The following is a 12645-nucleotide window of genomic DNA, read 5'->3' as shown; positions in this document are numbered from 1 at the left end:
TTGATATGGACGACGTATGGATCTGCGTCACCTGCGGTACTTCGTGGCGGTGGCCGAGGAGCGCCATTTCGGTCGCGCCGCCGAGCGGTTGCACATGGCCCAGCCGCCGCTCTCCACGCAGATCCGCCAGCTCGAGGCCGAGCTAGGCGTCGAGCTGCTCCACCGCACCACACGCCGCGTCGACCTCACCGAGGCCGGGCAGGCCTACCTGGAGCGGGCGCGCGCGGTCCTTGCCGACGTCGACGAGGCCGCCCAGCACGCACGGCTCGTCGCTGCCGGATCGGTGGGCCACCTGGCGATCGGGTGCGTGGGCTCGGCGACGTACAGCGTCCTGCCCGCGCTCTCACGGCGGCTCACGGAGGAGCTTCCCGGCGTCGACTTCTCCTTCCGCGGCGAGATGCTCGCGCCCGACCAGGTCGAGGCGCTGCGCACCGGAGCGATCGACGTCGCGCTGCTGCGCCCTGTGGCGGCCGACCTCTCCCTCACCGTGCACACGCTGCGACGGGACCGGCTCGTCGTCGCCGTACCGGTCGACCACCCCCTCGCCCGCCGGAAACGGCTGCGGGCCGCCGACCTCGCCGGTGCCGACCTGATCGTGCACTCCGCCGACCGCCGTTCGGTGATGTACGACGTTGTCCTGGGCCTCCTGCGCGACGCCGGCATCGAGCCGCACATCCGCCACGAGGTCGGCGAGACCTCGACCCTGGTCACGCTCGTGGCCGGCGGCCTCGGCGTCGCCGTCGTACCCGAGCCCGTGACCGCGCTGACCCTCGACGGCGTCGCCTACCTACCGCTGACCGGGGCCGACGCACGCGTAGAACTGGCCGTCGCCCACCGCGCGGACCGCTCCGAGCCGCACCTGGAGCGCACCGTGGGGATCATCCAGGCGATGTTCTGAGACGTCCACGGACACCGGACAAGGCGGCCCATCGGCCATCTGTGACCGCTGGGTCGTCTGGGGCAGCTGGGTCGTCGCTCCCCGGGTTTTCGCGGATGCCAGCGGTTGGCGGCGAGCCGCCCTCCGACCTGCAGTCACACGGAGGAGACCGGCAGCACGTCCGGCGACAGCGTCCCCGCCCTCGACGCGGAACTCGTCATCCGCCGGAGGTGATGGCGTCGGCACAGCACCTCGTACCCCACCTCGGCCGCCGACTGGGCGACGTCGCCCACCACGACCTGCTCGCCCTCGACGACCATCTCCCCGCCCACGGTGCGGGCGTTGTGCGTCGCCCGCGCACCACACCAGCACATCGCCTCGACCTGCAGAATCTCCACACGGTCGGCGAGCTCGATCAGGCGCTGGGAGCCGGGGAAGAGCTTGGTGCGGAAGTCGGTGGTGATACCGAAGGCGAAGACGTCCAGGTTCAGGTCGTCCACGATCCGGGCCAGCTGGTCGATCTGCTCCGCCAGCAGGAACTGAGCCTCATCGACGATCACGTAGTCGACCCTGCCGCCTCGCGACAACTGCTCCACCACATACCCGTACAACTCCAGCCCCGGACCCGCCTCCACCGCCTCGGTCACCAACCCCAGACGCGACGAGAGCTTGCCCTCACCGGCACGGTCGTCCCGCGTGAAGATCAGCCCCTGCAGACCCCGCACCGTTCGATTGTGTTCGATTTGAAGCGCCAGAGTCCTTTTGCTTGGCTATCCATCAACTTCCCCCCCCTTGAGGGACATGACTCTGCGTCTTCTCGGCTCCCGCTTGGGAGGCGCCAGCGCACAACCCACTCGCTCCGCAGCGGGAACGTGCCCGCGCCGCCACTCATGCCGCGCACCCACGCTCGACCGTTGAGTTAGCGATCGTGTCGGTGCTGCAGCTCGTGGAGGCCTGTCGGACCGCCAGGCGGCGGCTGCTGAACCGCTCCGGTTCTGATGGAGGCTGTCGCTCGGTCAAGCCTTGAGTCTTCCGCCAAGCTGGTGTGGTCATTGCTTGCCGGGAGGCGGGCCGCCATCGTCGGTGAAGAATTGCCAGATTGTGATCACGGCTAGGAGTTGGGCGATCAGATAGGCCGTCTGCAGCGAGAAATATCGCATCTGACAGATCGAAAACAATAGCCCGAGACGGCTGGCCCTCAGCTCCTCAGACACCGGCCTGGTCGAGGGCGCTCTGCAGGGACTGCTTGTAGCCCTCGCTCGTGTACGTGGCACCGGACACCGTGTCGATGTCCGCGCTCTGCGCCTCCAGTGTCTCCTGGTTGAGCTTGGGGCTGGCAGTGGAGGAGATCTCCTCGCTCCTCGGCGGCGAGGAGGGTGACTGGACGGCGCTCGCCCTGGTGATCCTGTCGCCGCTGAGCGTGATCCGTACCTGGACCGGGCCGTACTTCGTCTGGGCCGTGGCCCCGGTGACGGTACGGGTGGTGGGCGCGGCCGACGTGGTCCTCGGGGCGGAGGCACTACTGGTCTTCGCGGGCGTGGCCGGCACGGAGCGCGACGCCGACGCACTCGGGGAGGCAGAGGCAGAGGCAGAGGAAGGGGCGCGCTGCTTCTCGGGCGTCTTCGACGACGAGGCCGAAGCGGACGGGGAGTGGGAAGAGGACTGAGACGAGGACGCAGAGGCGTCCGTCGTGACCTGGGCCGTGGGGGTGGTGCCGCCTCTCGCGAGCGCCGGGTCCGTCGTCGGCTTGAGCGCGAGCAGCAGCACGATGCCGGAGGCGGTGGCCGCGGCGGCCAGCACGGCATTACGGAACGGATGCTTCTTCCTCATAGGACACACAGCGCACTGGACGTCTGAGACGTCACGGGCCGGGGTTCGGGAACCGGGCCCAGAACCGGAGCCACGCTCAGAACTCGAAGGACTCGTGGTGGATACGACGGGCGGGGACACCTGCCTCGCGGAGTGCGGCGTACGACTCCTCGGCCAGTCCCGGCGGGCCGCACAGGTACACGTCGTGACGGTCGATGTCCGGCAGGACCTTGCGCAGCATCTTCGCGGAGATCGCGGGCCGTCCACCGTCCGGGCTGTTGACCGCGTACACCAGCTGGGCCCCGCGCTCGTCCGCGATGGCCTCCAACTCCTCCCGCAGCGCCAACTCCCCTGCCGTACGGGCCCGGTAGAGCAGCGTCAGGTGTCCGGGCGCGGCGGGCAGCGTCTCGAACAGCGCCCGGAGCGGCGCGATTCCCGCTCCGCCGGCGAGCAGCAGCACCTTGCCGCGGCTGCGGCGGGCGGCCGTCATCGCCCCGTACGGGCCCTCCGCCCACACGCGGGTGCCCGGCCGCAGCCCGGCCGGCGCCGCGCTGTGCCCGCCGCGTTCACCAGCCGGTCGGGGGTTGTCGCGGCGACGGCGGGGTGTTCCGCCACCACAGCCACAGGACGGCGGCGGCACCCGCCAAGGCGAGCACCAGCAACGGTGCCGCAGGGGAACGCCAGGGGCGTATCCGGCGGTTGGCCTGCCGTCTCCCCGCCCGGCCCTGCTGGATCGTCGTCAAGGCCGTACTTCCCTCTGCTTGCCTTGTGCCACGGCACCATACACCGGCCGGTTGGCTGAAAATCGTCGGGCAAGGCGATGGCGGCGGCACCCGCTGCGGCGGCCCAAGGAGATCCACTCGGGTTGGTCCTCCCCTCCTGTGGCCCGGCCGACTCGCGCCCTTCTGCTCAACATCCCTCTCTCGTAACGTCATCACAGTTTGAAGTGGTCATGACGAAGGAAGGGATTTCATGGGCAGAGCTCTGCTTTCGCTGGTTCTCACCGCGGTCACCAGTGCCGCGTTACTCGCTGCTCCCCAGGACGCTGCTCCCCAGGACGCTGCCGTTCCGGCGGCCGCGGCGCCGGCCGCCACCACGCCGCCCACACCACCCGACGTGTACCGGCCGGTCCGTGGACCGGCCGCCCCGGCCGAGTACCGCTACCTCCAGAAGACCCTGCCGGGAGAGTCAATTCCGCGCCACGCCCACGACCTCGCCGCGGCACAGGCGCGCGAACTGCCCACCGCCGGCGGGCGTTGGAAGGCCGTCGGGCCCACCAACATCGGCGGGCGCGTGGTCTCCCTCGCGCTCGACCCCCAGCGCGCCGACACCCTGTACGCGGCGGCCGCCAGCGGCGGGCTCTGGCGCAGCACCGATGCCGGAGCGACGTTCCACTCGGTGTGGCCCGACAGCTGGACCCAGGCCATGGGCGCGGTCGCCACCGCGCCGGACGGCACCTTGTATGCCGGAACCGGTGAACCCAACCCCGGCGGCGGAAGCATCACGTACGAGGGGACGGGGCTGTACCGCAGCACCGACGGCGGCGCCCACTGGAAGCCGCTCGGCCTGCGCGACTCCGGAGCGATCAGCGCCATCACCATCGACCCCGCCAACCCCCGCCGCATCTACGTCGCCGCGGCCGGATCGCTGTACAACGGCGGCGGCGACCGGGGCGTGTACCGCTCGGAGGACGGCGGCGCCACCTGGGAGCGGATCCTCGCGGGCGCCAACGAGTTCACCGGCGCCACCGAGATCGTCGTCGACGGCGACCGGCTCTACGCCGTGCTGTGGGACCACCGCCGCCGCCCCGACCTGCGGACGTACGGCGGTGTCGGCTCCGGTGTCTTCCGCAGCACGGACGGCGGCGAGAGCTGGCAGCGGCTCGGCGGCGGCCTGCCCGCCCAGGGTCCCGACGTGGGACGCATCGGTCTCGGCGTCGCGGGCGACCGGCTCTATGCGATCGTCAACAAGTCCAACGGTTCCTTCGAGGGCTTCTACGCCTCCACCAACGGCGGCAACAGCTGGAACCGCACCCCCGCCAACCAGGCCCTCACCGACTCGCAGTCCACCTTCGGCTGGTGGTTCGGCAAGGTGTGGATCGACCCCCGGGACACCGAGCACGTGCATGTGGCCGGGGTCGCCCTGCTGACCACGAAGGACGGCGGCGACACCTGGAGCGCCGACGACAAGAGCATGCACGTCGACCACCACGCCATGGTGTGGGACCCGCGCCGCCCCGGCCGCGTCTACCTCGGCAACGACGGCGGCGTCTACCGCTCCGACTCCGGCGGCGACGGCGGCTGGGTCAAGTCCCGCCACCAGCCGTACACCCAGCTCTACAGCGCGGCGATCAGCCCGCAGGACGTCTCCAGGATCTCGGGCGGCGCGCAGGACAACGGCTCGCTGCGCTCCTGGGGCGGGGAGACGTTCAACGAATACCTCGGCGGCGACGGCGAGGAGAACCTGATCAACCCCACCGACGTGGACAACGTCTTCGCCTGCTACCAGTACGGCAACTGCTTCCGCTCCACCGACGGCGGCGACACGCTCACGTACTTCGCCGACGCGACCGCCTATCTGCGCCGCAACTGGTTCACCCCGGTGGTCTTCGACCCCCGCGACCCGAAGGTCCTCTATTACGGCTCCGAAGTGCTCAACCGCTCCACGGACGGCGGCGTGACCTGGCAGCCCATCAGCCCGGACCTGAGCGGCGGCCCGGGCCCCGACCCCCTCTACACCAACTTCGGCACCATCACCTCGATCGCCCCGGCGGGCGACGGACGCACGGTGTACGTGGGCACGGACGACGGCCGTGTCTGGGTCACCAAGGATCTCGGGGCGACCTGGACGAAGCTGGCCGAGGGGCGGCCCTGGGTGACCCGCGTGGTCGTCGACCCGAAGAACCCCGAGCGGGTCTGGACCACGCACTCCGGCTACCGCTCCGGCTCCCCGCTCCCCCATGTGTACGGCAGCACCGACGGCGGCAGGCACTGGCGGAACCTTTCGGGCAACCTCCCCGCTGCCCCCGTCAACGACCTGGCCGTCGCGCGGGGCGGCCTGCTGTACCTCGCCACCGACCAGGGCGTGTTCACCAGCGTCACGGGCGGCGGCCTCTGGCTGCGCCTCGGCCGCGGCATGCCGCAGGTGCCGGTCGACGACATCGAGTACGACGCGGGGCACCGCCGCTTGGTGGCCGCGACGTTCGGCCGGGGCTTCTACGAACTGACCGCTCCCTGACCCGATTCCCCTCCGGGCGTCCCGAGACGAGATGAGCGGACGCCCGGAGGCCCGCCACCAGCGAGCGGGACGCCCCCGGCGGGACGGGCTTACCGCCGCAGTTCGGGACCGTGGCCCGAGCCGATGCCTTCGTCGTCGCAGCCGACCCACATCGAGAGGTCGTACGGCGTTTGCGGGATGAGCACGATCTCGGACTGCGCGGGACCCGGCGTCGGCTCCTTCGCCGCGGAGCCCTCCTGCAACAGGTCCAGGTCCTCCCTCAGGCGGTCGGCGTCCTCCTGTACCCGGCGGACGTCCAACACGTCCCCGAGGCGGGTCTGCAGCCGACCCACTGATCGGACGAGGTCAATGAGAGCGTGCCGGGCGATGGCCAGTTCGTCGTGAACGGACACGGGGCCGCCTCCCTCCGGACAAGTTCGTGACAGGGCGTTCCGTGGACTGGTATGACGCAGGAGAGCGTCATAGGCCCATGGTGTCCGCGGCGACGACCGCGCACATGGGCCGTCAGGCCCTTCGGAAGGGGCCGAACAGCATGGGAGGGAGGCGCCGTTCGGGTTCCTCGGTCGGGCCATCGGGCCAGGCGCCGACCAGGCGACTGACGGCGGATTGCCGCGAGCAGGCGCCGTATGCCCAGCGCGTGCCCGCCCGTCCCCGTGAGGAGTCGCCGGTAGAGGCCGCCGGCCAGGCCGGGAAAGATCGAATAGTGCGCCTGCTCCGCCAGCTTCCGGTAGGGCGGACAACCCGCCTTCTGCCGCATCTGCCGCAGGCCCGCGGCGGACACCAGTAACAGGCCGTCCCCCGAATCCAGCGGTCGCTCTCTGCGCGGCATCGCCGCACCTCCCCGTAGCCCGTTTCCATTTCACCTTCGGGCACGGCGCCCGTTACTGCCTCGGCGCACCTCTGGCCCGCATCGAACCGCAGGTGGTGTTCACCCAACTCGTCACATGGCTGCCGACGTTGCGACTTGCCGTCGCCGTGGAGGAGTTGACCATGCGGCGCGACACCCTCACCGGCGGGCTGGCCGAGCTTCCGCTGCGGTGGTGACCGGCATGGGACGCGGCACCTGCGTGCATCATCCGCTCTTCGCGCGGCTCTATCCGCTGATGGGCAAGGCCATGGAGCGGGGCGGCATGGCCGAACACCACCAAGCCCTGCTCGCCCGGCTCACCGGCGAGGTGATCGAGGTCGGTGCCGGCGACGGGCTCAACTTCCCGCACTACCCGGCCACCGTCACCCGCGTCCTGGGCGTGGAACCGGAGCCGCATCTGCGCAGCTTAGCCCGCGCCGCCGCCGGCCAGGTGCCTGTGCCGGTCGAGGTTGTCGACGGCATCGCCGAGCCGGACACAGCGATCGGGAAATTTGAGGACGTCCACACGGCCGTCCATCCCGGACGACCTGCGGGCAGAGCCCAACGTCCGACCGCTGCCGACCGTTTTGGGCCGCTGTTCGGCGTCGTACGTCCACGCGGACGCGCGGTTCCCGGCGCTGGCTGTCCGTGTGGACTGACAGCTCAGTCGGCGACGGGCCGCTCCCCGTGCCGGACGGGGCAGCCGCGTACGCCGCCGACCGGGCGGGTGCCCAGTTCCTCCAGCCGGTAGCCGTTCGGATAGCCCTTGATCTCCCAGTTCTGCCGCGCGTAGTGCGGGGCGCGCCGTGGCGGCATCAGGCGGACGGCGCGTCCGCGCAGCCGTACCGCGCGGCGGACGAACGCGCTCGTGGCGGCGCTCGGCGGGGAATAGCGGAAGGCCCGCAGCAGCGGTTCGTCGAGCAGGGCCAGCGTCGCGGTGCGCAGCAGGGGGTGCAGCGGGCGCGGATACCAGGAGGCCATCAGGGCGAGCGTGGCGTCGGAGACCCGCCGCGCGTCCTCGTCCCAGGCAAAATGGGCTGCCTCATAGGTGTCGAGACAGTGCTCGAACTCCTCGTAGGTCTCAGGGATGTCCTTGATGCCCATGTGCCGGCCCAGCGCACGGTAGTGGACGGCGCTGGCCACGGTTTCGTGGCGCGACAGCCTTCGCCAGCCATAGGCGTCGATCCACCTTTTGGGCATCACGACGAACGTGCAGAGCACGTACCGCATGTCGTCGTTGCTGATGTCGTAGCTGCGGTGCATCTGGTTGATGCGACGGATCGCCGTACGGCCCTGTTCGCTGTCGAAGCCGTGCTCGACGACGGCGTCGAGGAGCAGGGACGTGTCGTCGTACCGCTTCTGTGTCCGGTCGGTGAGCTCGGCCGTCTCGGCGAGCAGCCGCCCGATGCTGGGTACGGCGTACGTTCGGTACAGGGCGAGCTCAAGGGACCGGGTGAAGTCCCACGGAAACTCGTACGCCGACGCGAGCCGGTAGATCTCCGAGGCGTCCTTGCACGGGTCCATCCGCCGGATATGTTCCAGACGTTCGAAGCGCTTCACCACGCCGTCCCCCTTCTGCCGCCGGGGCTCCAACTCTACGTTGAGAAGGAGGAGATGGGCGGCCAGCCAGAGCAGCACGCAGGAGGATGAGGTTCCCGACTTGTATTGGCTGGAGCGGAGCGCGGTCGGGTTGGCCGCTCGTAGCGTTCCGCGGGACGCTGGGTTGGATGGCTCGTGAGGTTCCTGCCGCCCTTCGGGGCTGGCCCGCTCGGGGTGTGCCGCCGGCCCGGCGTCCGGCCACGGTCTGACTCAACAGAGGCGTGTCCCGGCAGCGGTTCCGGAAGTCGGCGTGTCGGCCGTGGACGTCCTGTTGTCCGGCCGTGAGGAACGAACTCCCGTGATATTGCTCGGTGTTGACCCGCACAAGTCCACTCACCCCGCTACCGCCGTCGACCCTGTCTCGAATCAGCAGGCGGGCTCACTGAGGATCGAGGCGAGGGGACGGCAACGGTCCCTGCTCGCTCACCGGTACGACCGCCACCACCGCACCCAGCGGCGCCCTGAGCGCGGCCCAGAAGACCACGCTCGCCCGCATGGCCGAGGAGGAGAAGCTCGCCCACGATCTCTACACCGTGTTCGCCGCCCGGTACGACGCCCGGGTCTTCGACCGGATCGCCGCCGCCGAGACCCATCACCTCGATGCGGTCCGCACGCTCCTCGACCGCTACGCCGTGACCGACCCCACCGCGGGCAAGGCGGCGGGCGCCTTCACCGACGTCACCGTCCAGGCCACGTACGACCGGCTGCTGAAGCAGGGCACCGGCAGCGTGGAAGGCGCACTCAAGGCCGGCCGCACGTTCGAGACCGACGGCATCGCCGCCCTCACGAAGGCGCGGTCCGGGCTCGACGCCCCAGACGTCGAGCAGGTGTACGCCAACCTGCTCGCCGCCTCCAGGATGCACCAGGCCGCCTTCGAATCGTGGCTCGTCCGATGATCCCTCCCGACCGGTGTCCTTACCCGGGAGGCAAAATACCCCTGGGGGTATTTGACAACGCTTCGGTGGGCGCCCTACCCTCGCTGTCATTAATACCCCTCCGGGTATTTTAGGAGGCTCCGAAAATGGCTCGCGAAGTGGATCTGGAAGCACTCTCCGCGGCTCTGGCCGCCGGCGGGGTCGTCGTCGACGTCCGGGAGCCGGGCGAATACCTGGCCGGCCATGTACCCGGCGCGCGGCTGATGCCGCTCAGCGCGCTGGCGGGCCGGATCGGCGAACTGCCCGCCGGCCGACCGGTGTATGTGATCTGCGCCAGCGGCAACCGCAGCCTGACCGCCGCCGACCGGATGAGCGGGGCCGGCATCGACGCGTACTCCGTGGCGAGCGGCACCAGCGGCTGGGCCCGAACCGGCCGCCCGCTGGTGACCGGACCCCACGCCACAGCGGCCTGACCGGAGCCGCACCTTTTGGCCGTCCCTGGCCCCGGCCCGGTCCACCGGGCACCGCATCCACATCCGACGGGAGTCCTCTCTTGGCCTCCGTACCCTCACCCCTCACACACCGCCACGTCGTCATCGTCGGCGGCGGCAGCGCCGGGATCAGCGTCGCGGCCCGGCTGCGCCGCGCCGGTGTCACCGGCATCGCCCTGATAGAACCGTCCGACACCCACTGGTACCAGCCGCTGTGGACCCTGGTCGGCGGCGGCCAGGCCCCGCTGCGCGCCACCCGCCGCCCCGAGGCGTCCGTCATCCCGGACGGAGTGCACTGGATCCGGCAAGCAGCCCGAGCCGTCGACCCGGGCCTGCGGGCCATCACCCTCGGCGACGGCCGCAGGCTCGCCTACGACCACCTCGTCATGGCGCCCGGCCTGCAACTCGACTGGAACGGCGTGCCCGGCCTCGCCGAGGCCATCGGCCATGACCGCGTCACCAGCAACTACGCACCCGAGTACGCCCCACGCACCTGGGACCTGATCCGCGGCATGCGCTCGGGCACCGCCGTCTTCACCCACCCGGCCACCCCGCTCAAGTGCGGCGGCGCACCGCAGAAGATCGCCTACCTGGCCGCCGACCACTGGCGCAAGCAGAAGGTCCTGGACCGCATCCGGATCATCCTCGTGATCCCCGACCCCGCCCTTTTCAAGGTGCCGGCCTGGTCCGAGGTACTGCAGAAAGTCGCGTCCCGGTACGGCATCGAGGTGCGGCTGCGCTCAGAGATGACCGCCGTCGACGGCGACGCCCGCGAACTGACCGTCACCGATCACACCACCGGAACCAAGGAGACTCTCGCCTACGACCTCCTGCACGCCGTGCCGCCGCAGAGCGCCCCGGACTGGGTCAAGACCGGCCCGCTCGCCGACCCCGCGAGCCCGCAGGGATTCATCGCGGCCGACAAGCACACCCTCCAACACCCCCGTCACTCCGAGGTGTTCGCGCTCGGCGACGTGGCGAACCTGCCGACTTCCAAGACGGGCGCGGCCGTCCGCAAGCAGGCCCCGGCGGTCGCCGCCAACCTGCTCGCCGTCATGAAGGGCGCCGAGCCCACCCGCCGCTACGACGGCTACACCTCCTGCCCGCTGGTGACCGCCCGCGACAAGATGCTGCTCGCCGAGTTCGACTACGACCTGCGGCCCACCCCGAGCTTCCCGCTGATCGACACCTTCAAGGAACGCCGCGGCATGTGGCTGTTCAAGCGGTACGGCCTGCCGCCGCTCTACTGGCACGGCATGCTCACCGGCCGCATCTGACCGACCGGCCCGGGCATCCCCCGGCCCGGGCCGGTCACCTCACCACCCCGCACAGGGGCCAACCCTGACCATTTCAATACCCCCAGGGGTATTAACCCATCCATCCGCTACGGAGGCCACCCGTGTTCTTCACCCAGTACTACCTCGACTGCCTCTCCCAGGCGTCCTACCTGATCGCCGACGAGTCCACCGGCAAGGCCGTCGTCGTCGACCCGCGCCGCGACGTCTCGGAGTACCTCGCCGACGCCGAGGCCCACGGCTTCATCATCGAAGCCGTCATCAACACCCACTTCCACGCCGACTTCCTCGCCGGCCACCTCGAACTCGCCGCCCGCACCGGCGCCTGGATCGGCTACGGACACCGCGCCGAGACGGAGTACCCGATCCGCAAGCTCACCGACGGCGAGCGCATCAGCCTCGGCGACGTCACCCTGGAGATCCTGGAAACCCCCGGCCACACCCCGGAGTCCATCAGCGTCCTGGTCTACGAGCACGCGGCCGACGATGTCCCGTACGGCGTCCTGACCGGCGACGCGCTGTTCATCGGCGACGTCGGCCGCCCCGACCTGCTGGCCTCCCTCGGCGTCACCGCCGCCGAACTCGGCCACATGCTCTACGACAGCATCCAGCACAAGCTCATGGCCCTGCCCGACCCGGTCCGCGTCTTCCCCGCCCACGGCGCCGGATCCTCCTGCGGCAAGAACCTCTCCACCGAACGCCAGTCGACCATCGGACAGCAGCGCGCCACCAACTACGCCTGCGTGCCCATGAGCGAGCAGGAGTTCGTCGCCCTCGTCACCGCCGGACAGCCGTCCGCGCCCGGCTACTTCGTCTACGACGCCATCCTCAACCGCAAGGACCACGGCCTGTTCGACGCGGCCCTCACCCAACAGCCGCTGTCCGCCGCCGAATTCCTCGACCGCCGAGCCGCCGGCGCGCTGGTCCTGGACGCCCGCGACCCACAGGAGTTCGCCACCGGCCATCTGCACGGCTCCGTGAACGTGCCCGCCGACGGGCGGTTCGCCGAGCAGGCCGGAACGGTCGTCACCCCCGACCAGGAGGTCGCCGTCATCGCACCGCAGGACCGCGAGGAGGAGATCGTCACCCGGCTCGCCCGGATCGGCTTCGACCGCGTCGGCGGCTACCTGCGCGAGCCCGAAGGCGCCTTCCCGTCCATGGCCGACGAAATGCGGCAGGCAAGCCGCCTGACCGCCCATCAGCTCCGCCGGGCGCTCAACGGCGAGCAGCCTCCACTCGTCCTCGACGTCCGCAACACCGCCGAACGCGAGGAGGGCTTCATCGAGGGGTCCGCGCACATCCCGCTCGCCGAACTGCCCCGCCGTCTCGACGAGATCCCCGCCGGCCGACCCCTGGTCGTGCACTGTGCGGGCGGCCACCGCTCCTCCATCGCCGCCAGCCTGCTCCGTCACGCCGGCCTCGACGACGTCTCCGACCTCCTCGGCGGCTACGGCGCCTGGCTGACCGATCCCGCACCGGCCAGCGCCTGAACCCCCTTCCCGCCGGGCGGTAACGGCCACCTCCACGGCCACCACCGCCCGGCACCGCGCACCCCTCATTCCTCAAGTCCCCTGTTCCGGCGACTCCGCCCGCCCCCTGTAGGAGATTTCGTGAC

At 70.6% G+C, this 12645-nt stretch carries 14 protein-coding genes and 1 pseudogene; 8 read left to right on the top strand and 7 right to left on the bottom strand.

Annotation, left to right across the window (positions count from 1 at the left end; translation table 11 throughout):
* Positions 1-16 precede the first annotated feature (16 nt).
* Positions 17-898, top strand: coding sequence for a LysR substrate-binding domain-containing protein (locus tag G6048_RS26620; protein ID WP_165342121.1), 882 nt, complete (start codon positions 17-19; stop codon positions 896-898).
* A 134-nt stretch (positions 899-1032) separates the two neighbouring features.
* Here G6048_RS26620 and G6048_RS26615 read toward each other — a convergent pair whose 3' ends face one another.
* From G6048_RS26615 to G6048_RS26600, 5 genes and pseudogenes are all read right to left on the bottom strand, one after another.
* Positions 1033-1632, bottom strand: coding sequence for a thymidine kinase (locus tag G6048_RS26615; protein WP_165342142.1), 600 nt, complete (start codon positions 1630-1632; stop codon positions 1033-1035).
* 294 nt (positions 1633-1926) lie between these two features.
* Complete coding sequence (locus tag G6048_RS51960) at positions 1927-2091, bottom strand: DUF6185 family protein (protein WP_408056177.1); 165 nt, start codon at positions 2089-2091, stop codon at positions 1927-1929.
* On the bottom strand, positions 2084-2707 hold the full coding sequence (locus tag G6048_RS26610; protein WP_165342120.1) for an FMN-binding protein: 624 nt from the start codon (positions 2705-2707) through the stop codon (positions 2084-2086). The genes G6048_RS51960 and G6048_RS26610 overlap by 8 nt, the downstream gene beginning before the upstream one ends.
* Before the next feature lie 76 nt (positions 2708-2783).
* Positions 2784-3248: pseudogene (locus G6048_RS26605) on the bottom strand (ferric reductase); the annotation flags it as partial.
* Positions 3249-3252: 4 nt separating this feature from the next.
* On the bottom strand, positions 3253-3429 hold the full coding sequence (locus G6048_RS26600) for a hypothetical protein (protein ID WP_165342112.1): 177 nt from the start codon (positions 3427-3429) through the stop codon (positions 3253-3255).
* 229 nt (positions 3430-3658) lie between these two features.
* Between G6048_RS26600 and G6048_RS26595 the strand changes: the two genes are divergently transcribed.
* Positions 3659-5923: a WD40/YVTN/BNR-like repeat-containing protein gene (locus G6048_RS26595; protein WP_165342119.1), complete on the top strand. Its 2265-nt coding sequence runs from the start codon at positions 3659-3661 to the stop codon at positions 5921-5923.
* 89 nt (positions 5924-6012) lie between these two features.
* On the opposite strand, the gene G6048_RS26590 is transcribed toward G6048_RS26595, so the two are convergent.
* Positions 6013-6315, bottom strand: a complete 303-nt coding sequence (locus G6048_RS26590; protein WP_165342118.1) for a hypothetical protein — start codon at positions 6313-6315, stop codon at positions 6013-6015.
* Positions 6316-6844: 529 nt separating this feature from the next.
* Here G6048_RS26590 and G6048_RS51055 point away from each other — a divergent pair.
* Positions 6845-6967, top strand: coding sequence for a hypothetical protein (locus G6048_RS51055; RefSeq protein WP_268979020.1), 123 nt, complete (start codon positions 6845-6847; stop codon positions 6965-6967).
* A 5-nt stretch (positions 6968-6972) separates the two neighbouring features.
* Positions 6973-7521, top strand: a complete 549-nt coding sequence (locus G6048_RS51955) for a class I SAM-dependent methyltransferase (RefSeq protein WP_165342117.1) — start codon at positions 6973-6975, stop codon at positions 7519-7521.
* On the opposite strand, the gene G6048_RS26575 is transcribed toward G6048_RS51955, so the two are convergent.
* The gene (locus G6048_RS26575) at positions 7434-8330 is read right to left on the bottom strand and encodes an oxygenase MpaB family protein (RefSeq protein ID WP_165342141.1); all 897 of its coding nucleotides are present in this window, start codon (positions 8328-8330) and stop codon (positions 7434-7436) included. The two genes, G6048_RS51955 and G6048_RS26575, sit on opposite strands and share 88 nt — an antisense overlap.
* Positions 8331-8863: 533 nt before the next feature.
* Here G6048_RS26575 and G6048_RS26570 point away from each other — a divergent pair.
* The 4 genes from G6048_RS26570 to G6048_RS26555 all read left to right on the top strand — a co-directional run bounded on the left by G6048_RS26570 (position 8864) and on the right by G6048_RS26555 (position 12520).
* The gene (locus G6048_RS26570; protein WP_165342116.1) at positions 8864-9265 is read left to right on the top strand and encodes a DUF2202 domain-containing protein; all 402 of its coding nucleotides are present in this window, start codon (positions 8864-8866) and stop codon (positions 9263-9265) included.
* 125 nt (positions 9266-9390) lie between these two features.
* On the top strand, positions 9391-9717 hold the full coding sequence (locus G6048_RS26565) for a rhodanese-like domain-containing protein (RefSeq protein WP_165342115.1): 327 nt from the start codon (positions 9391-9393) through the stop codon (positions 9715-9717).
* A gap of 80 nt (positions 9718-9797) precedes the next feature.
* Positions 9798-11012, top strand: a complete 1215-nt coding sequence (locus tag G6048_RS26560; protein ID WP_165342114.1) for an NAD(P)/FAD-dependent oxidoreductase — start codon at positions 9798-9800, stop codon at positions 11010-11012.
* Positions 11013-11134: 122 nt separating this feature from the next.
* Entirely contained in the window at positions 11135-12520 is a 1386-nt protein-coding gene (locus tag G6048_RS26555) for an MBL fold metallo-hydrolase (protein WP_165342113.1), read from the top strand.
* Positions 12521-12645 lie beyond the last annotated feature (125 nt).

The sequence above is a fragment of the Streptomyces ureilyticus genome (assembly GCF_011045025.1).
In the GTDB taxonomy this organism is placed as follows: domain Bacteria; phylum Actinomycetota; class Actinomycetes; order Streptomycetales; family Streptomycetaceae; genus Streptomyces; species Streptomyces ureilyticus.
The sequence above is the reverse complement of the archived record's forward strand: the minus strand, read 5'-3'. Positions and strand labels throughout refer to the sequence as shown.

What these genes read in the sequence shown, in the direction of transcription:
- G6048_RS26620 (WP_165342121.1), top strand. Translation starts at nt 17, where the DNA reads ATGGATCTGCGTCACCTGCGGTACTTCGTGGCGGTGGCCGAGGAGCGC.
- G6048_RS26610 (WP_165342120.1), bottom strand. Translation starts at nt 2,707, where the DNA reads ATGAGGAAGAAGCATCCGTTCCGTAATGCCGTGCTGGCCGCCGCGGCC.
- G6048_RS26595 (WP_165342119.1), top strand. Translation starts at nt 3,659, where the DNA reads ATGGGCAGAGCTCTGCTTTCGCTGGTTCTCACCGCGGTCACCAGTGCC.
- G6048_RS51955 (WP_165342117.1), top strand. Translation starts at nt 6,973, where the DNA reads ATGGGACGCGGCACCTGCGTGCATCATCCGCTCTTCGCGCGGCTCTAT.
- G6048_RS26570 (WP_165342116.1), top strand. Translation starts at nt 8,864, where the DNA reads ATGGCCGAGGAGGAGAAGCTCGCCCACGATCTCTACACCGTGTTCGCC.
- G6048_RS26565 (WP_165342115.1), top strand. Translation starts at nt 9,391, where the DNA reads ATGGCTCGCGAAGTGGATCTGGAAGCACTCTCCGCGGCTCTGGCCGCC.